Annotated in this window: 18 protein-coding genes and 1 riboswitch; of the genes, 5 read left to right on the forward strand and 13 right to left on the reverse strand. The window is 44.5% G+C overall.

Annotated features, from left to right (window positions below; genetic code table 11):
• Positions 1 to 43: 43 nt before the first annotated feature.
• Both ACK8P5_RS21935 and ACK8P5_RS21940 read right to left on the reverse strand, forming a co-directional pair.
• Positions 44 to 571, reverse strand: a complete 528-nt coding sequence (locus ACK8P5_RS21935; protein ID WP_422658338.1) for a hypothetical protein — start codon at positions 569 to 571, stop codon at positions 44 to 46.
• A gap of 61 nt (positions 572 to 632) precedes the next feature.
• A complete protein-coding gene (locus ACK8P5_RS21940; protein ID WP_422661547.1) occupies positions 633 to 1151 on the reverse strand; it encodes a DUF948 domain-containing protein in 519 nt (172 codons plus the stop codon).
• A 272-nt stretch (positions 1152 to 1423) separates the two neighbouring features.
• On the opposite strand from ACK8P5_RS21940, the gene ACK8P5_RS21945 reads away from it, so the two are divergent.
• Positions 1424 to 1588, forward strand: coding sequence for a DUF1328 domain-containing protein (locus ACK8P5_RS21945; RefSeq protein ID WP_422658339.1), 165 nt, complete (start codon positions 1424 to 1426; stop codon positions 1586 to 1588).
• 103 nt (positions 1589 to 1691) lie between these two features.
• Here the strand turns inward: ACK8P5_RS21945 and ACK8P5_RS21950 are convergent, their stop codons facing one another.
• Positions 1692 to 2267, reverse strand: coding sequence for a hypothetical protein (locus ACK8P5_RS21950; protein WP_422658340.1), 576 nt, complete (start codon positions 2265 to 2267; stop codon positions 1692 to 1694).
• A gap of 227 nt (positions 2268 to 2494) precedes the next feature.
• Between ACK8P5_RS21950 and ACK8P5_RS21955 the strand changes: the two genes are divergently transcribed.
• Positions 2495 to 2878, forward strand: coding sequence for a hypothetical protein (locus ACK8P5_RS21955; RefSeq protein ID WP_422658341.1), 384 nt, complete (start codon positions 2495 to 2497; stop codon positions 2876 to 2878).
• A 74-nt stretch (positions 2879 to 2952) separates the two neighbouring features.
• On the opposite strand, the gene ACK8P5_RS21960 is transcribed toward ACK8P5_RS21955, so the two are convergent.
• On the reverse strand, positions 2953 to 3822 hold the full coding sequence (locus ACK8P5_RS21960) for a cation diffusion facilitator family transporter (protein WP_422658342.1): 870 nt from the start codon (positions 3820 to 3822) through the stop codon (positions 2953 to 2955).
• 258 nt (positions 3823 to 4080) lie between these two features.
• Between ACK8P5_RS21960 and ACK8P5_RS21965 the strand changes: the two genes are divergently transcribed.
• A complete protein-coding gene (locus ACK8P5_RS21965) occupies positions 4081 to 4263 on the forward strand; it encodes a hypothetical protein (RefSeq protein ID WP_422658343.1) in 183 nt (60 codons plus the stop codon).
• Positions 4264 to 4335: 72 nt separating this feature from the next.
• On the opposite strand, the gene ACK8P5_RS21970 is transcribed toward ACK8P5_RS21965, so the two are convergent.
• The 5 genes from ACK8P5_RS21970 to ACK8P5_RS21990 form a co-directional block, all read right to left on the reverse strand.
• The gene (locus tag ACK8P5_RS21970; protein WP_422658344.1) at positions 4336 to 5961 is read right to left on the reverse strand and encodes an ABC-F family ATP-binding cassette domain-containing protein; all 1626 of its coding nucleotides are present in this window, start codon (positions 5959 to 5961) and stop codon (positions 4336 to 4338) included.
• A gap of 213 nt (positions 5962 to 6174) precedes the next feature.
• Positions 6175 to 7179 carry an MBL fold metallo-hydrolase gene (locus ACK8P5_RS21975; protein ID WP_422658345.1) on the reverse strand — a complete coding sequence of 335 codons (1005 nt, stop codon included), beginning with the start codon at positions 7177 to 7179 and terminating at the stop codon, positions 6175 to 6177.
• 83 nt (positions 7180 to 7262) lie between these two features.
• A complete protein-coding gene (gene cydS / locus ACK8P5_RS21980; RefSeq protein WP_422658346.1) occupies positions 7263 to 7364 on the reverse strand; it encodes a cytochrome bd oxidase small subunit CydS in 102 nt (33 codons plus the stop codon).
• A gap of 6 nt (positions 7365 to 7370) precedes the next feature.
• Positions 7371 to 8402, reverse strand: coding sequence for a cytochrome d ubiquinol oxidase subunit II (locus ACK8P5_RS21985; RefSeq protein ID WP_422658347.1), 1032 nt, complete (start codon positions 8400 to 8402; stop codon positions 7371 to 7373).
• Positions 8402 to 9751, reverse strand: a complete 1350-nt coding sequence (locus tag ACK8P5_RS21990) for a cytochrome ubiquinol oxidase subunit I (RefSeq protein ID WP_422658348.1) — start codon at positions 9749 to 9751, stop codon at positions 8402 to 8404. Before ACK8P5_RS21990 ends, ACK8P5_RS21985 begins: the two co-directional genes overlap by 1 nt.
• Positions 9752 to 10064: 313 nt before the next feature.
• Here ACK8P5_RS21990 and ACK8P5_RS21995 point away from each other — a divergent pair, with 313 nt between their 5' ends.
• Positions 10065 to 11198 (forward strand): virulence factor, encoded by a 1134-nt coding sequence (locus ACK8P5_RS21995; RefSeq protein WP_422658349.1) that lies wholly within the window; start codon positions 10065 to 10067, stop codon positions 11196 to 11198.
• A gap of 100 nt (positions 11199 to 11298) precedes the next feature.
• Positions 11299 to 11481: riboswitch (Lysine riboswitch) on the forward strand.
• Between the two features lie 106 nt (positions 11482 to 11587).
• On the forward strand, positions 11588 to 13039 hold the full coding sequence (locus ACK8P5_RS22000) for an amino acid permease (RefSeq protein WP_422658350.1): 1452 nt from the start codon (positions 11588 to 11590) through the stop codon (positions 13037 to 13039).
• A gap of 65 nt (positions 13040 to 13104) precedes the next feature.
• Here ACK8P5_RS22000 and ACK8P5_RS22005 read toward each other — a convergent pair whose 3' ends face one another.
• The 4 genes from ACK8P5_RS22005 to xylA all read right to left on the reverse strand — a co-directional run bounded on the left by ACK8P5_RS22005 (position 13105) and on the right by xylA (position 20033).
• Positions 13105 to 14247, reverse strand: a complete 1143-nt coding sequence (locus ACK8P5_RS22005) for a transglutaminase domain-containing protein (RefSeq protein WP_422658351.1) — start codon at positions 14245 to 14247, stop codon at positions 13105 to 13107.
• Between the two features lie 143 nt (positions 14248 to 14390).
• Positions 14391 to 16742: a YcdB/YcdC domain-containing protein gene (locus ACK8P5_RS22010; protein WP_422658352.1), complete on the reverse strand. Its 2352-nt coding sequence runs from the start codon at positions 16740 to 16742 to the stop codon at positions 14391 to 14393.
• A 320-nt stretch (positions 16743 to 17062) separates the two neighbouring features.
• Complete coding sequence (xylB, locus tag ACK8P5_RS22015) at positions 17063 to 18556, reverse strand: xylulokinase (RefSeq protein ID WP_422658353.1); 1494 nt, start codon at positions 18554 to 18556, stop codon at positions 17063 to 17065.
• Positions 18557 to 18716: 160 nt separating this feature from the next.
• Positions 18717 to 20033 (reverse strand): xylose isomerase, encoded by a 1317-nt coding sequence (xylA, locus tag ACK8P5_RS22020; protein WP_422658354.1) that lies wholly within the window; start codon positions 20031 to 20033, stop codon positions 18717 to 18719.
• Positions 20034 to 20136: the final 103 nt, after the last annotated feature.

The following is a 20136-nucleotide window of genomic DNA, read 5'->3' on the forward strand; positions in this document are numbered from 1 at the left end:
GAGCCCTAGATTATTTAACCGAATTCGAAACTTTTGAAACAGGTTATTCGCTATATTCGAAAAATAAATCGACACCAACGATATTCCCGTCCATATGATCTTTAAATACCTTAATAACTTGGTGGTCCTGCACGTAGACATCTCCATCCTCGCCTTTGAAATAAGGATGACCAAGAGAGTCCGTGATGTGACCGGTTGTCAGTAGAATAGACTGATCATTCACCTGAATGGATTTAGCCGAAGGCTCCACATGAACGTAATCCGTCAACCCGTCAAATAGGCCAACCGTCATATCTTTATAATGGTACTCCGTTGTACCTAATAAAGGATCCTGTGTAACTTCAAGCGGCTCACCCAGCTTACGAATCACATCTTGCGCAGTGTCCGCTAAAGCAATTCCATTAAGCGTCTCATAACGATCAATCTGCTCTTTCTGCGAAGCAGGAGCATCTGAAAGTATTGAGGCTTGATTTACAGGTGCAGTCATTTCAGTTGCGGACACAGGCGGGAAGCCTACTCCGCCACTTAAGGGCGAAAGCATACCCATCAACAGCAGCACGACATTCAACATATTACTTCACCCTTTCTATTCTTACAGACAACCGGTTCATCACTTACCGATGTCCAGTCCCTTAACGGGCTTTCTGACGACGAAACTTACTCCATACCCCTGCTGCAACATCAACATAATTCAACCATTTTCCCGCATTCGAAGATTTAGACTCATGATATACGGAATCATAGCTCTGAAAAGTTCGATCCTGAGCTGTCATTGGCACTACGGGCTGTTGCACTTCCTTCTTCTTCATGGTCGTGTTTGCTTTAGACTGATTGAACTTGCTCACAACTCCCGAAGATACCTGTTTTACCGCAAAGGTCACCTCACTGAGCGCTTCACCCAAATTCTTAACCGTATCCATCACTGGATCAATCTGCTTCATTTTGTGTTGGACATCGACGGTTATATCGTTCGTGTTACGAATCGTCTGCTTCACTTCATAACTAAGTTCATCAATTGTGGTCTGAACTTCTTGAAGTGTTTGAGTCACCTTATCCAGAGAGCTTGTTGCTGCCTTCAAAGTCTTAATTAGAAAGAAGACAAGAATTGCAAAAGCAATAGCGATAATCGCAACACTAATCTGTGTCAGCATTAACATGACCTCACTTTCCAGTATGTTTGTCTCGATATTTCATAGTTACCCTCTCTCTTTCAGCACGAAACAATACTCATGATGATCGATGTATGCCATCTTGCCCTTTTGTTTCAAGCCAAATCCTCTAGGTTAAATGAGAACTACGAGGCGCTGGGAAGTTCGTTCCCATGCTTTGGATGGAAGCCAATCTCTACATAATAGAACATCATCAAGAAATGACGAGAATGCCTCCTATCTAAAAAAATTATATGAAAGAAGGGTGAATTATTATGTTAAGATGGTCAGTCATATTGTTAGTCATTGCACTCGTCGCAGGAATTTTCGGCTTCTTCGGAATTGTAGAGGCTGCAACAAGTATCGCAAAAGTACTGTTCTTCATCTTCTTGGTTCTGTTCATCGTCTCTCTCTTTACCGGTCGAAGAAGATCAATGTAGCCATTCAATACTAATTCACTAAAACCATTACAAAGAGATATGAAAAAGGTTAGGAATACAAAAGAACAGCCTCTGGTCAATGGACCAGAGGCTGTTCTTTTATCTACCATAATGAAGGAATTGATAACCAATCAATTTTAAACGTAAGTTTCATGCCTTCATCCAGAAAATCAACTTTTTTAACCGTTACAAGATCAGGAAGATATTCTTTTAAGGAAATTTCAATAGGGTCAAGCTTGAAAATAGATGGTGGAATATCTAAACTGCGAATTGTCGTCAATTGATGCTCCAGGGATAGATTACTTCCATTTGCAGTCATATGGAACTGAAGCGTCGCACCAAAAGGCAGTACCCCCCACTTCCCATTCACATCTACAGTCATATTCTGACCGTCTATATGAAAATCAGCTCCTGTAAGATCAACCCCAATGTTATGTTTATTCATATATTCAATCATGTTTTTTTTGCTCATCTGTGCGAACTCATCTTTACTTAGTACGATTTCTGGCTGACGGGTTTCCACCATTTGAAGAATCTTGTCTTTTACATCAATTGAATGGTACTTTAGATCAAGGCTCTTTGACGGTGAAATGTACCAAATCCCTGCTCCAACGATGATTACAATAAATATCAACAGTCCAAGCAGTATCCGTCCGCCTTTGTTCTTACGGCGACTCATCGGCTTCCCTCCTCGGATGTACCCTTATTTCGAACATGAATACTGTTCCAAAGTATAGCTGAATCGAACTACCTTGTCACGCCATACCCACTGAACTCGTTATTAACCGAAGTATTAAAACCCACATTTTTCAAAAAACAACTTGATAAATTGGTTCAATTTACCTCCTTGGTGGTTAAATCGATAATGTCGCTACATAAATCAAATTTCTAGGAGGAGACGAAACAATGAAAAAAACAATTAGTATTACAACAATGCTGGGCCTTGCACTATCCATGACTGCGGTAGCAGGTGCTGATCCTGTTAAAGCTACAGAATTAGTTCCAGCTACTACAACGACTACTGTCGTTAAAGAAGCAGACTCAGATTCGCTCAATATCCCAACACTGGACGAGCCAATCATCAAAGCACATGAGGTTGTGCTTAACCCGACTAAAATTATCGAACTTACTTCAATAACATACTTCTACGATGCACCTAATGGTAAAATCCTCGGTGCTCTCGCACCTCAGAAAGTAAATACGACTAGAACCAACTCTCAAGAAGTAGTTGAAGGTGAGTGGGTTGAAATTTATACGTGGCTCGGAGCCGCTTGGATTTACGTAAAATAGCAACTAACTAACATAGAACATATAAAAAGAGGACTGCGACGAATCGCAGTCCTTTTTATATGCCGTTCGCAGATTTATATATCCTTCGGTTCAACATGTACATGAACATTCATAATGTTATGATACTTCACCATACGTTCCTCAATGGTATCACTAATTCGGTGTCCTTCGATGACACTTAACTGTGGATCCACCTCTACAACGACATCTACCAGTACGTGGTTACCATGAATTCTGGCTTTAACATCCTTAATTCCTTCTACTCCTGGGGTCTTCGCAATAGTGCGTCTTAGATCCAAGAGCCGCTCCTCATCGAATCCATCCGTAAGACTATGTGTACAGTCTCTAAAGATTTCATAAGCCGTTTTACAGATAAGTACCCCAACTGCAAGCGCAGCTACCGTATCAAGCCAGGGAAGACCAAACTGAGCACCAATGATACCTACAGCGGCTCCAACACTAACCATTGCATCTGACAGATTATCTTTGGCAGCAGCCATCAATGCCTGATTATTAATCTGTTTAGCCAATCGAACGTTGTAACGATAAACGCCGTACATCGCAACCGCACACAGTCCTGCTACTCCAGCAGACAGTACATCTGGTGTAGATTTGCTTCCCTCGAAAAAGGAACTTATCGCTTCCATAAGCACCTGAAGACCAACCACTGCCATAATAAATGAAGCAATTAACGCAGCTACCGTCTCTGCTCTAAAATGCCCATAAGCATGATCTGAATCTGGTGGTTTGCGTGAAATCTTCAATCCAATAAGTACTGCCAAGGAAGCAACAATATCTGTTAAGTTGTTGAATCCGTCAGCAGTCAGGGCGCTGGAAGCAAATATGTAACCACAGAATAATTTAAAAGCCGAGAGGATTAGATATGCGATAATACTAATCCATGCTCCCCGCTCTCCCTTTTTGATGTCATCATATGCGTTCACCGGGAAATGTCTCTCCTTTACTGCTTCTCCTATGGCCAATAAGGCCTTTTTTCAAAACTTCTTTATTATCCTAGCAAAGGCATAGGTTGTGGGTCTAGAGAAACGTTGTGAGTCTAGAGAAACCTTGTGAGTTGAACGAAAAAGAGTTGCTCCAGGCAAAAATGCTGTTTTCCAACCGATATATTTATTGTTGCCCTTGCCGTCCGTTTTAAAAACGAATAAAATGAGGACAACTCATAATCCGAGGAGGAAACAATCATGTCGGAAAACAACGATTCACGCAAGGTGAGTCTAGCTGATGCGATCCGTCAGAAACTGGAGCAAAAGAAACAACAAAACTCTTCTACAAAACAAGGTTCGTTCCAGCCTGGTACAACGCAAAAAATGAAGAGTCAAAACAACAAGAAGCCGAACAACCAGCGCCGTCGTACAGGCGTGTAAATCGTCACTTCAATCAGACCAAAAAAGCTGCCCTTCCATTGAAGGTGCAGCTTTTTCGTATGCAAATTGGTATTATACCTCAGCTGGATACATACTATCCCGAAGAGCTTTGATTTCTTCACTCTCCAGATACTCATCATAACTCATCTGACGATCGATAACACCGTTAGGTGTAATCTCGATAATCCGATTCGCAATGGTCTGAATGAACTGATGGTCATGCGAAGTGAACAGGATCGTTCCATCGAAATCAATCAGTCCGTTATTGAGCGCAGTGATGGATTCGAGGTCCAAGTGGTTCGTAGGCTCATCAAAGATAAGCACATTCGCACCATTAAGCATCATTTTAGCCAGCATACAACGAACTTTCTCTCCACCGGACAGAACGCTCGCCTTCTTCAGTGCTTCCTCGCCGGAGAACAACATACGTCCAAGGAATCCGCGCAAGAATGTCTCGTCCTGATCTTTGGAGTATTGACGAAGCCATTCTACTAGGTTCAAATCAACACCGTCGAAATAAGCGGAGTTATCTTTCGGGAAGTAAGCTTGAGTCGTCGTTACACCCCAGCTATATTCTCCTGCTTCCGCTTCGGTTTCCCCAGTGATAACTTGGAACAATGTAGACTTCGGCAGACCGTTCGGTCCAACAAAAGCAATCTTGTCGCCCTTGTTTACAACAAAGCTTACGTTATTCAGAATCTTCTCGCCTTCAATTGACTTCGTAATGCCGTCCACCGTTAGAAGCTGCTTACCTGCTTCACGCTCTGGTTTAAAGTTAAGGAACGGATATTTACGGTTCGAAGGACGAAGGTCATCCAGCGTAATTTTATCGAGTTGCTTCTTACGAGAAGTCGCCTGCTTCGATTTCGAAGCATTCGCCGAGAAACGCTGAATAAATGCTTGAAGTTCCTTGATCTTCTCTTCTTTCTTCTTGTTCGATTCACGCTGAAGTTCAAGCGCCAGCTTACTGGACTCATACCAGAAGTCATAGTTACCGACATACAGTTGAATCTTACCAAAATCGATATCCGCAATATGCGTACATACCTTGTTCAAGAAGTGACGGTCATGGGATACAACGATAACGGTACCTTCATAATCCATCAAGAAATTCTCGAGCCATTGAATGGACTCTAAATCCAAGTGGTTGGTAGGCTCATCGAGGAGCAGGTTGTTCGGACGACCAAACAAAGCTTGCGCCAAGAGAACTCGAACCTTTTCATTACCACTTAGTTCTGCCATTTTCTTATCATGAAGCTCACGCGGAATACCAAGTCCGATCAAAAGTGCAGCAGCATCTGGCTCAGCATCCCAACCATTTAGCTCAGCAAACTCACCTTCGAGTTCACCAGCACGCATACCGTCTTCTTCAGAGAAATCAGCCTTAGCGTAAAGCTCGTCTTTCTCCTTCATGATCTTGTAAAGGCGTGAGTGTCCCATAATAACCGTCTCTAGAACCGGATACTCGTCATACTCATAATGGTTCTGTTTAAGAACGGCCATCCGCTCATTAGGCGTCATATGAACTTCGCCTTGGTTCGGCTCGATTTCACCGGACAAGATTTTAAGGAAAGTGGACTTACCTGCACCGTTAGCTCCGATCAAGCCGTAACAGTTGCCTGGCGTGAATTTTATATTTACATCTTCAAATAGTGCTCGTTTGCCATAGCGGAGCGTAATCCCGCTTGTACTGATCATTAAGCATTACCATCCTTTTTAACTATTGGTTTGTGCACATTATAGCATAAGAACTCCTTTTAACGAAGCTTTGCCGCCTAAAAACGTCATTCTGACGCATTCAGACAGAGAAAGTCCTATAACAATGGAAAAAACCTCCTGAATTAAACCTGTCGCACGACAGGTCTCAGAAGGCTTGTTAGTTAAGAGCAGTTCTTCTATAGAATCCATGAATCAAGACTCTACAGCTCTCCGTTCAGGTTGTACCTTAAAAGTCTCTCCATAACTCAGCACACGAATTTGATCCTCACCGATTCCGAGCCGTTCGCGCTCGATTTCCATTCGCTCAAGTGCTTCCTGCGCTGTATCATCTGCAAGACGAAATGTTCCGTAATGCATGGGGATCATTATCTCAGCCTTCACATCCAAAAATGCCTGCAGCGCTTCCTCAGGATTGACATGCTGTGATGTCATGAACCATTCGGGTTCATAAGCTCCAATCGGCATCAATGCAATATGAATATTAAATCGGTTACCGATTTCTTTAAATCCTGGGAAATACCCGCTATCTCCGGCAAAATATAAGTTTGGCGGAAGAATACGCGTGGTATCATGAGAATCCGTATTCTCATCTGGCTTATCCTTCTGCTGAAGTTCGGGCTCCAGCACAAATCCACCCCAATGCGAGGTATTGGTGTCAAATGGTGTGCGCCTTGTCCAGTGCTGGGTAGGAACGAAAGTTATGGTGACGCCGCCAATCGTCGTGGTCTCCCACCATTTCAGCTCAATGACACGCCTAAACCCTTTGCTCATCATTTTACGCTTAAGCCCTACAGGGACGATAATGGTTGTACCCTCCCGGTACAGCTTTCGAATGGACGAAAAATGCATGTGGTCATAATGCGAATGCGATATGAGAATAACATCAAGCGGTGGTATCTCAGCAATAGGAATACCTGGCTCTCCAAGACGTTTTGAAAGCCCCATCCTTTTCGCCCATACCGGATCAGTCACAATATTAAGCCCTTCATATTGGATGAAAAATGTCGCATGTCCGACCCAGGTTACGGAGGTTTCGTGCCTATTTCCGTGTAAATATTCAAGATCAGGCGTCAGATTCGGAATGACGTATGAATAGTCTTTTTTCTTATTTCGTCGTTCGTCACGCCACTGCTTAAATTGCTTCAATGTCTTATCTGTACTGACGTTATCGATATTGTTATAGCGGATTTTTGGCATTATGCCTCCTCCTTCCATACGTTAATTTTACCCCATTTACTCGTAAGTGCTCAACTTTGCTAGCAAAATGAACAATATTAATTTTATTCAGAAGGATCTTTAAATTTCATTGCATAGATCACCATAAAAACGATCGAAACCGCAACAGTCAGCATGGGAGCGATAAAAATAGTGAAATACTCCATTGCTTCTCACCCCTTTTTACCGGATTTTCCGAGAATGTAATTGGCATCAAACAGAAAAAGCCGCATGAGCAAGACAAGTGACGGAATCAACACACATAAACCAAGCACAAACGCTGTAATCATAGAAATCGCCATAGTGTCGTTCGTGATGCTTTCATGAATATTGATATATTTATACAACACGTATGGTAAATGTGACCGTCCATACCCATACCAAGCAAAGGCGAACTGAAGCATAACCATAATAAAAGCTAGTCCAAGCCATTTCCGCTTCCAAACCGCATAAACCGCAAACAGGAAGCACAGGAATGATGCTATAAACATCCAAGACATATCCAGCATAGCTCTAAAATGTTCTGGATTTTGCCGATTTAAGGTCAAAAATGCAAAGAACGAACACAGTATGGTTGGTCCACTCCAAATTAGTGCGTACCCACGGACGATGCCAAAGGCAACCTCATCCCCCGCTCGTTTCGCGTAATAAGACAAGAACATAGCCGAGATATACAGGACACTAACAAGAGCAAGCAGAATGACAGACCATGTATACGGGTTCGTGAAGAAGCTAATCCAATCGATCAGTACCTTATCACCCTCCAGATAGATAATTCCTCCCTCTGAAATGGCAAGAATCGTGGACAGTGCTGCAGGAATGAGCAGGCCTGTTGCTCCATACAGTCCCATATATATGATGTTGTTATCCTTGTTGCTACCATAAGTATTATAAGCATAGTAGGCTCCCCGGATCGCAAGCAGCACGGTAGCAAGGCTCCCAGGAACAAGGAGTGCCGTACCGTAATAGAACGCTGCATCAGGAAAAAATCCAACAAGCCCTACGACGAAGAAGATTAAAAACACATTGGTTACTTCCCACACCGGTGATAGATACCTTTGAATAATGTTATGTATCTTGTTCTCATGCCCGGTCAAGACGCTGTAATAGCTGAAAAATCCAGCCCCGAAATCAATTGACGCTACGATCAAATACCCGAACAAAAACGTCCAAAGAATCGCAATTGCCACTACTCCGTAACTCATTATGCATTGCCTCCTTTGTCATTCAGTTCAAGCATTCTAAGCTCGTCCTCCGCATTCTTATTACGAAACAACTTGCCCAAGACACGGATTGCAGACACCGATAGCACCAAGTATAAAATAATGAACAGCACAAGCATCCACCCTACACTTGTTGAGGTAGTCGCTGCTTCAGACACTTTCATGTACCCTCTCAGCATCCACGGTTGTCTGCCTACTTCCGCCAAGAACCAGCCCAGCCAGATCGCTACCAAAGCCAGCGGACCAAGTGCGAATAGAGCAATAAGCAGCCATTTGGGATACGGCTTTTTACCCGGAAGTTTTTTACGGAAGATATACAGCAGTGGAATGACAAGAAGCATTACACCATTCGTAACTTTTAAATCAAAGAAGTAATGCACCATAAGTGGTGGACGTTCATCTTCAGGAAATTCATTCAGACCGATTACTTTCGTATCGGGCCGGTTCCCAGCAAGAATACTCAGTGCATACGGGATTTTCAAAGCATATCTGATATCATGATTCTCATCTAACACCCCACCATAAATTAGAGGAGCTTTCTCCATCGTCTCAAAATGCCATTCTGCTGCAGCCAGCTTCTCCGGTTGATACTTCGCAAGAAACTTACCCGAGAAATCACCGATAGCCACGGTGGCAACTGCAAAAACAAAGGTGGAAATGACCGTCAGCTTCAACGCCTTTTTGAAATAGGGATGCTTGCTTCCTCTTAGAAGACAGAAGGCAGCTATACTTGCAAGTGCAGCAGCACTTGTCGTATAAGCTGACGCCAGCACATGGCTAACCTTCGTTGGTGTCGCTGGGTTGAACATCGCTACAAACGGATTAATATTCGTAAACACACCATCCACCAGCTCAAAACCTTGAGGCTGGTTCATAAATGCGTTCAAACTCGTAATGAATATAGCTGAAGCAGAGGATGCGATCGCAACTGGAATCAATAGCAAAAGGTGAGTCATTTTATTCTTAAAACGATCCCACGTATACAAATAGATACCCAGAAATATCGCTTCGATAAAAAATGCAAAGGTCTCCATAAAGAGCGGCAGCGCAATCGCCTTACCTGCAACTCTCATGAAGGTTGGCCACAGCAGACTCAGCTGTAATCCAATCGCCGTACCTGTGACGACACCGACTGCGACTGTAATAACAAACCCTCTTGCCCAGCGGCGTGCCATCAACGTGTAGTGGTTATCTCCGGTACGAATGCCGCGCCATTCAGCAAGTGCAAGCATTAAAGGGATACCAACGCCAATCGTAGCAAGAACAATATGTACAAATAAAGTTAATGCAGTTAAGATCCGGCTCATCAAAACAGGGTCCAGCGATGACATAAGGTTCACTCCTTGTTGTTTGGGCTTAAATAATAGGTTGTATATGGACTAGCTGAAGTAATGCATAAAGCGAATCAAGGCCTTTACCGTTCCATAGAGCATGATCGCTGCTACAACAAAACAGACCAGGGCAAGTCTTTTTTCCTGCTTATCCGGTAGCATAAATAGCCTCCTTCTATCACCATTATCAGTTTTACAATCCCTTCCTCTTTTTATCCAAGAAAGGTTTAAAAAGTTTATGGGTCGTGAGTTATGTTTGTTCCTGTCTTCAAAAGAGGTACAATAGGTAAGAATGAGAAGGAGGTTAATTACGATGAAAATTACGTTTATCGAGCCTACCCCGAGTCCAAACTCCATGAAGCTCCACTTGGATGAATCACTCGAACCCGGGATTCGCAAAACATATACGACAGATAATGAACGCTCTGCTCCTACATGGATTCGTGAGCTTCTGCATATTCCTGGGGTGAAAAGTGTTTTTCATACTGCCGATTTTATTGCTCTAGATCGAAAGGGAAGCGCTGACTGGCCTTCTATTCTTGGTGAGGTTCAAGAGAAATTTGGACAGCAAGGTCTGAAGACAGGTCTTGAAGACAGTGCGAGTGAACAATCCGGTTTTGGAGAAGCGGAGGTATTTGTACAGTTGTTCCGGGGAATACCGATGCAGATTCGTGTAAAAGGTGAAGGCCGCGAAGAGCGTATCGCCCTCTCCCCTCGCTTCACTCAAGCGGTAACCGAGGTTGCCTCGGCCATGCTCATCAAGGAACGAAAATTGAAAGACTATGGTGTTCGTTACGGTGAGCTGGCCGATATCGCCCGCGAAGTTGAGCAGGAAATTGAAGCCGCATATCCACAAGAACGATTGGACAAGGTGGTTGCTCAGGCGATCGCACACGGTTTAGGAGATGAAGAATTTGTTGAGCAGCGCCGTAAGCTAACGGATGAGGAAATCCAAACCGCAATGAAACATCCAGATTGGCGTGTGCGTTATGCAGCCTTTGAGCTCTTGGAGCCGAAGGAAGAACATATTTCCATTCTCTCGGACGCTTTGAAAGATCCTAAAATGCAGATTAGACGTCTCGCGGTTGTATACCTGGGCGATCTTCGTACACCTGAAGCAATGGAGCTTCTGTATGAAGCGATGCGTGATGACACACCTGCCGTACGCCGTACAGCCGGAGATACATTGTCCGATATCGGTGATGCAGCAGCTACACCTGTTATGATGGAGACACTAAAAGACAGCAGCAAACTGGTACGGTGGCGCGCCGCTCGCTTCCTGTATGAAGTTGGTACGGAGGATGCTCGCTCTGCACTCGAGGAAGCCGCACAAGATCCAGAATTTGAAGTGAGTCTGCAGGCTAGAATGGCCCTCGAGCGGATTGAATCTGGAGAAGAAGCTGCAGGAACTGTATGGCAGCAAATGGCGAAGCGATCTAAACAATAACAGCGGATGTTATATTTAACCATTGATCCAACCGCATTTCTTGTCTTATACTTAGACTCTCTTCAAATAAAATGAATAATTAGATAGCCTCATCATTCCACGATGAGGTAGAGGTTGCGAATAGGATCAGTAGATGTGTTAAGGTGAAGAGACACCCATGACGCACAGTTGAAAGGTCTATTCGCCGAAGTATGTGTTATGCTCTTGTAACGCCTGCTGGGGCCGCTCCTGAAAGGGACGGAACTGTCACGGGATTCGTATCCCGTGTTGTGCTATCTTCATGGAGGTTGATGCGGTATACCAAGGGCCGCAGGTCATAACCTGCGGCCCTATTTATGTTATTTCCTACCCTTGTGATATGAATGTAGAAAGAAGGAGTGTTGTTCAACATGAGATCCAAGAAAGCACCAGCGACTTCTCTTAAGACAAGTTTAAAAGCACGGCATATGACAATGATTGCTCTAGGTGGCTCGATCGGAACCGGTCTGTTTCTTGCAAGTGGAGGCGCCATCGCTTCAGCAGGACCAGGCGGAGCCCTTATCGCTTATGCTGCCGTAGGTTTGATGGTATATTTTCTGATGACGAGTCTGGGGGAGCTGGCTACTTATCTGCCGGATTCAGGATCCTTCAGTACTTATGCGACACGTTTTGTTAGTCCCGCATTCGGTTTTGCTGTTGGTTGGAACTTCTGGTATAACTGGGCAGTCACCATCGCCGCTGAGCTTGCGGCTGCTACGGTAATTATTAAATTCTGGTTCCCGGACAGCCCGTCATTCCTATGGAGCCTCTTGTTCCTTGCTATTATGTTCGGTCTGAATTTTCTCTCAGCTAAAGGTTATGGTGAATCGGAATACTGGTTCGCTATGATTAAGATAATTACGGTTGTCCTGTTTCTGATCGTCGGCGTTTCCATGATCTTCGGGATTCTTGGTGGTGAGGCAGTTGGCTTCACGAACTTCAATATGGACGGCGGTTCTATGCACGGTGGATTCTTCGCTCTGGTTGGTGTGTTTATGGCTGCAGGCTTCTCGTTCCAAGGGACTGAGCTGATCGGGGTAGCTGCTGGAGAAAGTGAAAATCCAAGGGAGAATGTTCCTCGTGCGATTCGCCAGGTGTTCTGGCGCATTCTGATCTTCTATATTTTCGCTATCCTGGTTATCGGTCTGCTTATTCCATATACAGATCCAAGTCTGCTGCAGTCCGGCGTGGACAATATTGGTGTCAGCCCGTTTACACTAGTGTTTGAAAAAGCAGGTCTGGCCTTCGCAGCTTCAGTTATGAACGCAGTCATCTTGAGTTCGGTACTGTCTGCCGGTAACTCGGGCATGTATGCATCTACTCGTGTATTGTATGCAATGGCTAAGCAAGGCATGGCTCCTAAATGGCTCAGCCGATTGAATAGTCGTGGTGTGCCGGTAGGCGCCCTGATCGTGACAACTGCTGTAGGTATGCTTGCTTTCCTAGCTTCCTTTTTCGGAGACGGCGTGGTCTATATCTGGCTTCTAAACGCATCAGGAATGTGCGGATTTATTAACTGGTTAGCGATTGCTGTTAGTCATTATCGCTTCCGTAAAGCTTATATCGCACAAGGCCATGATCTGAAAGATCTGCCATTCCGTGCTCGCTGGTTCCCATTCGGTCCATTATTCGCATTTGTACTCTGCTTGATTGCCATCCTTGGACAAGGTGGTTTCAGTGGAGATATTGATTGGTATACGATTATCGCAACTTACTTTAGCATACCGCTCTTCCTTTCCATCTGGTTCGGTTACCGTCTTGTGAAGAAGAGCCGAATTACCCCACTTAAGGAATGTGATTTGAGTACGAAGACTAATCTATAATATAAAGACAGGCCGCTCAAGGTTTAAACCTTGAGCGGCCTGTTGTTTTAAGTGATGAGATTTGCTTACCACGAGATGTGGACCTTCAAATCATCCGTATCATCCAAAAGACTATGATAGTATTTAATCGCACCGACACCTGATTTACGCTGAAGATTCTGCAGCACAACTAGCAAGTCCGTTTCCTTCCCATCGAACCGAAAGACCAGCTCCGATCTACCTGCTTTATTCGCTGCCTTCACCTTGCCTTGTAAATCACTATATGTCTTTACGATCGCTTCTTCCTCATAGAGATGGTAGTCTAATTCTTTCATGAGCTTCTGGTATAGTCCAGATTTAGAAGATCCCTCAGATACTAATGCTTTTAAGGTATTCCGGTACAATGTATCCGCCTTCGGATAGGTTTTCGTCCACGTATGGTCTTTACCCATCTGTGCATCATTCCTTAGATAATAGGTGTAGGATACCGTTCCATCACGGTTAGGAACTGGATCATTCCATGTTGTATCTAAGTGGTACCATTGCCCATCCACTAAAACCAGATTCCAAGCGTGAAGCTGTCCCTGTGGATTTCCTTCTGCATATGCTGTACCTTCAACGATCTTATTCTGAATTCCCGACTCTTTCAGCAGCTTATAGGTTAATAAAGAGTAACCCTGGCAAACTGTGCTACCACTACTTAGCCCATCATAGGCGGTATATTTCTGAAGTGAAGTATCATATTTCAAATTCAATATAACCCAATCGTTAATGGCCTTCACTTTCTCATGATCATTCATCCCCGGCTTCAACAGATCCTTCAGAATCTCCTTCACCTTCTGATTCACGTATGCGGTCTGCTCCGCTGTTTCACGGTAGGTTAAACGAACAGTGACGTCAGCAGAACTTGAGGTACCGCGATAATCATAGCTGTAGCTAGCAATTGTATAGTGAATATAGGGGTCGCTATCCATCGCCTGATCGAGCGCATCCTTAAGATGTGTCTTTAATGACTTGGTATGGCCCTGATACACAAAACGAACGGTCGATTCCCTGCTATTCATTGCAGCAAGCAGCTTCTGTTGAATCGCGTTAACGGATTTCACAACTGCTTTATTGGAATTGGCATATACATCACTGATTTCAACCGGTTCAGGGACTGCAGCAACGGTAACCGCTAATGTCCCGACCAGCAGCAGTTTTATAAATGCCGCCCGGTTTAATTTCATGGGTACACCCGCCCTTCGTCTTCCACACTCTCAGCATGGTTATTGTATCATATTACCCATGGGCCGTAAGCTTCTGTTTAGCCTTTCCAAGTTCAAAACAAGGATTGTCTACGCTGATCAGATAACCTTCAAGAAAGCAATGGTTACCACATGAAATTTTCGTTCATGAACGAATCACTCTTCCCTGCAAGTTCAGACAAACGTAGTAGCACTTCCGCAGCCTCTGCACGTGTAACGACCCGCTGAGGCATGAACTTTCCATCAATCACAGGGATTAATCCCAGCTTCATCGTAATAATCGCAGCTCCTTTATTCATAACAGAAGCGGAATCGATAGCTCCAGGAATGACATCATCTTTGGTGAAGGTAAGACCCAGTTTCTCATAATTCAACATCTGAGTCAGCATAAGAGCAAGTTCGTCTCGAGTAATCTTACGTTCTGTACTAAAGGCGGCATCCGGCTCATATGGGAGCCAATTCTGTGATACTAAACTCTGAATCGCTTTATAATATTTATTCTCTGGCTTAATACTTCCGTATGGCTCTGTGTTCTCCCCATAATACTGATCCAGAGATGAGTTCAGGGCTCTGGCAACGAACAGATACCAGTCTCCAGTCGTGATTTCCTGATCAGGAGATATCTTCTGATCTTCATCCGGAATCATCACCCGATACTGAACCATTGTATTCAATGCTGCTTCTGACTTATGTCCCTTCGTATCTTTTGCAGGAGCAGTCTCTGTGTTCGAATACTCAAGTAGGATCGTATCATGCCACTTTCCAGTTATAGCATCAAGTGGTATTGAAATTAAGTACATCGAGTTGATATCCTTCCGTACCGGATAATACACGAGCTTCGTGCTCGGCTCACCTGATCCATTCATGGACATATAGCCACCATATTGAGCGAACTTAAGCTTTAACTCCGTCTCCTTTAGAAAGGCTGCCTTCGCTTCCGCTTCTGTAATAACAGGCTTACTATTTAACGGCAAGTCAGATATTTGTGCAAACGAATAGTTAGCGAACTGGTTCACTTGCCCATCCATTCCGACTGCAATTGAAAGGGTATCTCCTGAAATCGGTATACCGCCAGCGTATCGAGTAAATGAGAATTGATAGTTCTGATACGGATCATTTTTCCCTGGCTCAACGCTACTCGTGAGCTTCCATTCCTTAGCAGCATCGGGTGTTAGTCTGGAAATGGTACGAAACGCAATTTTCTCGGCATCTTTTTTGGATACCTTATTCACTGCGGATGTTTTATCCTGTTCCGACTTCATTCCTGATTCAAAACGATAGGAATAAAAGTTATACGTATAAATCTGACCTGTCTTTGAATCGACCTCTACGGAGAGATCCCTACCATTTTGCAAATCACTAAACGAGATACTCCACACACTAGATTCCTTGTCACTCCAGCGTTTTCCCAGTCTTTTGTTGGTTGCTTTATAATTTTTTGAGATGTCCATTTGCGATTGGACCCATTTAACAGCCTCATCTCCACTTAATAAAGGCTTCGGAGAAGGAGTATACACACCAGATGAAATTGGGATATCTACCGGCTTGTATTGATCTGCCTTAACCGGTTCTCCCCCATAATCTAGCACTTCTCCTGTATTCGCATCGATCGAGAAGCCCGCCTCCGTCTTCGGAACATACCCCAAGAAATATGACCCCCGCGTTCTGGCAAACTGTGCAGAAGGAATGTAAGATAACTCAACTTCAAAAGATTCCTCATATTGTTTTCTTACTGCTTCTGCTGAAATTTTAGCTACCGAAGAAGCCGGTGTTAGCTCAGACTGCTGCGTTCGATTGAACGTGGTTACCTGACCTTGCTCATCGAGCGACATGCTAATCATATCTGCATCCGAGGGGATTCCGTTTACAGATACATTAAAGTAAAACTCATATGTAGTGGGACTAAATAATGATTTCGTCATACCCATATACAAGGGATTCTCAACTAGTTCGTTTGCATTGACGCTCTTTATGTTCTTCTTAATCCATTCCAGTGCCTTCTTGGAAGCTGCCTCTCTGCCTAGTGGTTGCGCGGGCCCTTCCTGTAAAGACATCAGCAGATAACGCGGTATATACACGGATACAATTTCACCGGTGACTGCATTCACTGAAGCGCTAAATCCAGTCCCCCGATTTCCTTTTTGAAAAGAGAACATAATCTCCCATACCTTTGCACCTGTGTTTGAATAGTTCTGTTCTGCGAATTCAGCATTCGTTGCTGTCGCTTTATTCAGCATTGGAAACAATCTTTTTATCGTCTCTTCTGCTTGCTTGGCCGAAATTTTGGCTCCTTCTGGAATCTCTGTACTCATATTCTGTGCCACGGTTTCTACAATTCCCCCTGCGTCTACTTGCGTAACGGTAAATCCATGACTTGAATTCCCCCATACTGGTTGTGCAAGACAGAGCATAGCCGTGGCTGTAACAGCACATACGGTAGACTTCATCTGAACAGACTTTTTAGACTTGTTCTTCAATTCATTCGCTCCCTTCACATGGCTCGGTATTTAGCATTAAGCTCAACTGGAACAGTACCATGCTCTTACGTGCAGCGATGTGTTCAACATAGAAAGTATGATCTGTGCAGCAAGGTCATAATAACTCTCCTACAATACAAACGGTTGTAAGGGTCGTCTGGTTACGCCCTGTTAACACGATATTTTAGGAAAATCTAACAATCCCATAGCATGTCACTCTATTTCTTATGTTTGAAATTATGAAAATAGACCTGTCTTGTCCAGACAAAAAAACGCCGCCCCTAACCAGGGACAGCGTAAATATCTGCAATAGCAATGAATCACCGGTGTTCCATTAACTGCTCACACACCTCGCGTGTTGTTCCATACACGCGCTGATAAGACGCAAACAATGCATTATACTTCGCCACGTTATCCGGATTCGGCTCGTATTTCTGTGCCGGACGTAAGAATGCAGATGCACACTCCTGCAGACTCGGGAACCAGCCGCAACCGTATGCTGCTAGCATAGCAGCGCCCATCGCAGGCCCTTGCTCGCTTTCAAGCTTTACAATCGCAGCATTAAAGATATCGGCTTGCATCTGGAGCCAGCTGTCATTCTTAGCACCACCGCCAATTGAAATCACGGTGTCGATGATTTTACCAGAAGCTCGTAAAATATCGATGGATTCACGTAACGAGAATGTAATGCCTTCAAGTACGGCGCGTGCGAAATGTGGGAGCCTATGTCCTGCATCCATGCCAATAAAGCTACCACGAATATTTGCATCCGGATGTGGCGTACGCTCACCCACAATATATGGTGTGAACAGAAGTCCTCTACTGCCGGCTGGAATTTCATGAATCCCACCTAACAATTCATCAAAGGATATGTCAGGAGCAAACGTTCTTTTAAACCATTCCAGACTGTATCCTGCCGCAAGGGTTACGCCCATAATGTAGTATGCATCTTTCTCACTGTGATTAAAAAAATGCACTTTGCCTTCGAAATCCACCTCTTTACGCTCCTCGTAAGAAAGCACCACACCAGACGTTCCTATACTGCACATGGTCTGCCCTTCAGCAAGAATGCCTGCACCAATTGCACCGCAAGCATTATCAGCCCCACCAGCAAATACTTTCGTAGCCTCTAAAAGCCCGGATTGCTCCGCGATCTCCGGAAGTAGCGTTCCGCTTAGGTCGAATGATTCCACTAGTGGAGGGCAGATGGAATGTGGTAAATGGAATGTATCCAAAATATCAGTACTCCAGGCTTTTCCGGTCACATCCAGCAGCAATGTTCCTGCGGCATCCGAATAATCCATAGCAATATGTCCAGTTAAGCAGTAACGCACATAATCCTTCGGTAACAGAAATACAGCCGCTTGTGTTAGAATGTCAGGTTCATGTTCCTGTACCCAGAGGATCTTAGGAAGCGTAAAGCCTTCCAGTGCACGATTGCGCGTAATACGAAGAAGCTTATCTCCAAGCGCATCCTCTATTCGTCGGCATTGTTCTGTCGTCCGGGTGTCGTTCCAAAGAATTGCTGGACGAAGCACCTTGCCCTCCTCATCTAACAGAACCAAACCGTGCATCTGTCCTGAGAAGCTCAGCCCTTCAATGTGAGAGGGTTCAATCGCGTTCTCTTCTATTAAACGCTTTAAAGAAAGGAGTGTCTTCTCTACCCAATCTTCCGGGCGCTGTTCACTATAACCTGGTTTTGGTTGACTCAGCGGGTAGGCTTCCGAATGCTCTGCTACCACTTTCCCACCGCGATCTACGAGCACCGTCTTTACTGCACTTGTGCCAAGATCGACTCCGATCACATAACTCATCTTAATTCCTCCTCATTGGTTAGTCGCAGCAAGTTAGATCCCTGGATCCACTCTGCTGAAACCTTTGGGGTGAAACAGCTTCACCGGCTTCCCTTAGGGGAGCCGGTGAAGTTAATCATTTCTCATAGAGCATACGCCGAGTAGGCATATTCCATCAGGTTTAGTTAGCAAGAATGTACTGGTTAAGCAGGCCCTTAAGCATTTCTTGGCGACCAGATTCATTCTTACGAGGTGTCTCGTTGTTCAATGCATACTCAGCCAAGGAAGCCAAGGTCGCTTTACCCGATACTACGTCCGCACCGATTCCTTCCGTGAAGCTGCTGTAGCGTTTCGCGATAAAGTCTTCGAAGACACGGTCTTCAATTAACTTGGCTGCTACTTTAAGACCTTTTGCATAAGTGTCCATACCTGCAATATGTGCAAGGAACAGATCCTCAGGCTCGAAGGATGGACGACGCACCTTCGCGTCAAAGTTCACACCACCACGGCCAAGGCCATCATTCATGAGCACTTCATACAGAGTGAGTGTTGCATCATAAATGTTTACCGGGAACTCATCTGTATCCCAGCCAATCAGCATGTCCCCTTGGTTCGCATCCAGCGAGCCCAGCATACCGTTCAAGCGAGCTACGCGAAGCTCGTGTTCAAACGTGTGACCAGCGAGTGTTGCATGGTTCGCTTCAAGGTTCAATTTGAAGTGCTTATCAAGGCCGTATTTTTGCAAGAATGCAATTGTTGTAGCGGCATCAAAGTCATATTGGTGCTTCGTCGGTTCTTTAGGCTTAGGCTCGATCAAGAACTGAGCGTCAAATCCGATCTCCTTAGCATAGTCAATCGCCATATTGAACAGACGAGCCAGGTTATCAAGCTCAAGACCCATATCCGTGTTCAGCAGCGTCTCATAACCTTCACGGCCTCCCCAGAATACATAGTTCTCAGCTCCGAGGCGTTTACCCACTTCCAGCCCCTTCTTCACTTGTGCAGCTGCATGGGCATATACATCTGCATTGCAGGTAGTTCCTGCACCGTGCATATAGCGTGGATTCGTGAACATATTCGCCGTGTTCCACAGAAGTTTCTTACCTGTCGATTTCATATGGTCTTCAATCATGTCTACGATTGTATCGATGTTGCTATAGAATTCACGCAGATTATTTCCCTCTGGGGCGATATCTACATCATGGAAGCAGAAGAACGGCATGTTCAATTTATCCATGAATTCAAAACCGGCTTCTACACGCGCTTTCGCAAGATCCATGCCGGAGTAATTGCCCCAAGGACGAACTGCTGTATCCGCTCCAAACGGATCAGATCCGCCAGCAGTAAGTGTATGCCAGTAAGCCATAGCGAAACGAAGATGTTCTTCCATCGTTTTGCCGGCTACAACCTCTTTCGGATTATAAAATTTAAAAGCATATGGATTCGTTGATTTGCTTCCTTCGAATTCGATCTTATTCACGTTGGTAAAATAGGCCATGAGATAAATCCTCCTATTTGCTTTAGATTGTGGTTGAAAGTTAACGCTTACAACGCAATCCTAACACATCCCTCTAACTTTGTCTATTGGTTAAACTAAGTTG

It is taken from the genome of Paenibacillus sp. EC2-1, assembly GCF_049311625.1.
Taxonomy (GTDB): Bacteria; Bacillota; Bacilli; order Paenibacillales; family Paenibacillaceae; genus Paenibacillus_AQ.

What these genes read in the sequence shown, in the direction of transcription:
- ACK8P5_RS21985 (WP_422658347.1), bottom strand. Translation starts at nt 8,402, where the DNA reads ATGAGTTACGGAGTAGTGGCAATTGCGATTCTTTGGACGTTTTTGTTC.
- cydS (WP_422658346.1), bottom strand. Translation starts at nt 7,364, where the DNA reads ATGGAGTATTTCACTATTTTTATCGCTCCCATGCTGACTGTTGCGGTT.
- ACK8P5_RS21955 (WP_422658341.1), top strand. Translation starts at nt 2,495, where the DNA reads ATGAAAAAAACAATTAGTATTACAACAATGCTGGGCCTTGCACTATCC.
- ACK8P5_RS21950 (WP_422658340.1), bottom strand. Translation starts at nt 2,267, where the DNA reads ATGAGTCGCCGTAAGAACAAAGGCGGACGGATACTGCTTGGACTGTTG.
- ACK8P5_RS21935 (WP_422658338.1), bottom strand. Translation starts at nt 571, where the DNA reads ATGTTGAATGTCGTGCTGCTGTTGATGGGTATGCTTTCGCCCTTAAGT.
- ACK8P5_RS22005 (WP_422658351.1), bottom strand. Translation starts at nt 14,247, where the DNA reads ATGAAATTAAACCGGGCGGCATTTATAAAACTGCTGCTGGTCGGGACA.
- ACK8P5_RS21995 (WP_422658349.1), top strand. Translation starts at nt 10,065, where the DNA reads ATGAAAATTACGTTTATCGAGCCTACCCCGAGTCCAAACTCCATGAAG.
- xylB (WP_422658353.1), bottom strand. Translation starts at nt 18,556, where the DNA reads ATGAGTTATGTGATCGGAGTCGATCTTGGCACAAGTGCAGTAAAGACG.
- ACK8P5_RS22000 (WP_422658350.1), top strand. Translation starts at nt 11,588, where the DNA reads ATGAGATCCAAGAAAGCACCAGCGACTTCTCTTAAGACAAGTTTAAAA.
- ACK8P5_RS21970 (WP_422658344.1), bottom strand. Translation starts at nt 5,961, where the DNA reads ATGATCAGTACAAGCGGGATTACGCTCCGCTATGGCAAACGAGCACTA.
- xylA (WP_422658354.1), bottom strand. Translation starts at nt 20,033, where the DNA reads ATGGCCTATTTTACCAACGTGAATAAGATCGAATTCGAAGGAAGCAAA.
- ACK8P5_RS21990 (WP_422658348.1), bottom strand. Translation starts at nt 9,751, where the DNA reads ATGTCATCGCTGGACCCTGTTTTGATGAGCCGGATCTTAACTGCATTA.
- ACK8P5_RS21975 (WP_422658345.1), bottom strand. Translation starts at nt 7,179, where the DNA reads ATGCCAAAAATCCGCTATAACAATATCGATAACGTCAGTACAGATAAG.
- ACK8P5_RS21945 (WP_422658339.1), top strand. Translation starts at nt 1,424, where the DNA reads ATGTTAAGATGGTCAGTCATATTGTTAGTCATTGCACTCGTCGCAGGA.
- ACK8P5_RS21965 (WP_422658343.1), top strand. Translation starts at nt 4,081, where the DNA reads ATGTCGGAAAACAACGATTCACGCAAGGTGAGTCTAGCTGATGCGATC.
- ACK8P5_RS21940 (WP_422661547.1), bottom strand. Translation starts at nt 1,151, where the DNA reads ATGCTGACACAGATTAGTGTTGCGATTATCGCTATTGCTTTTGCAATT.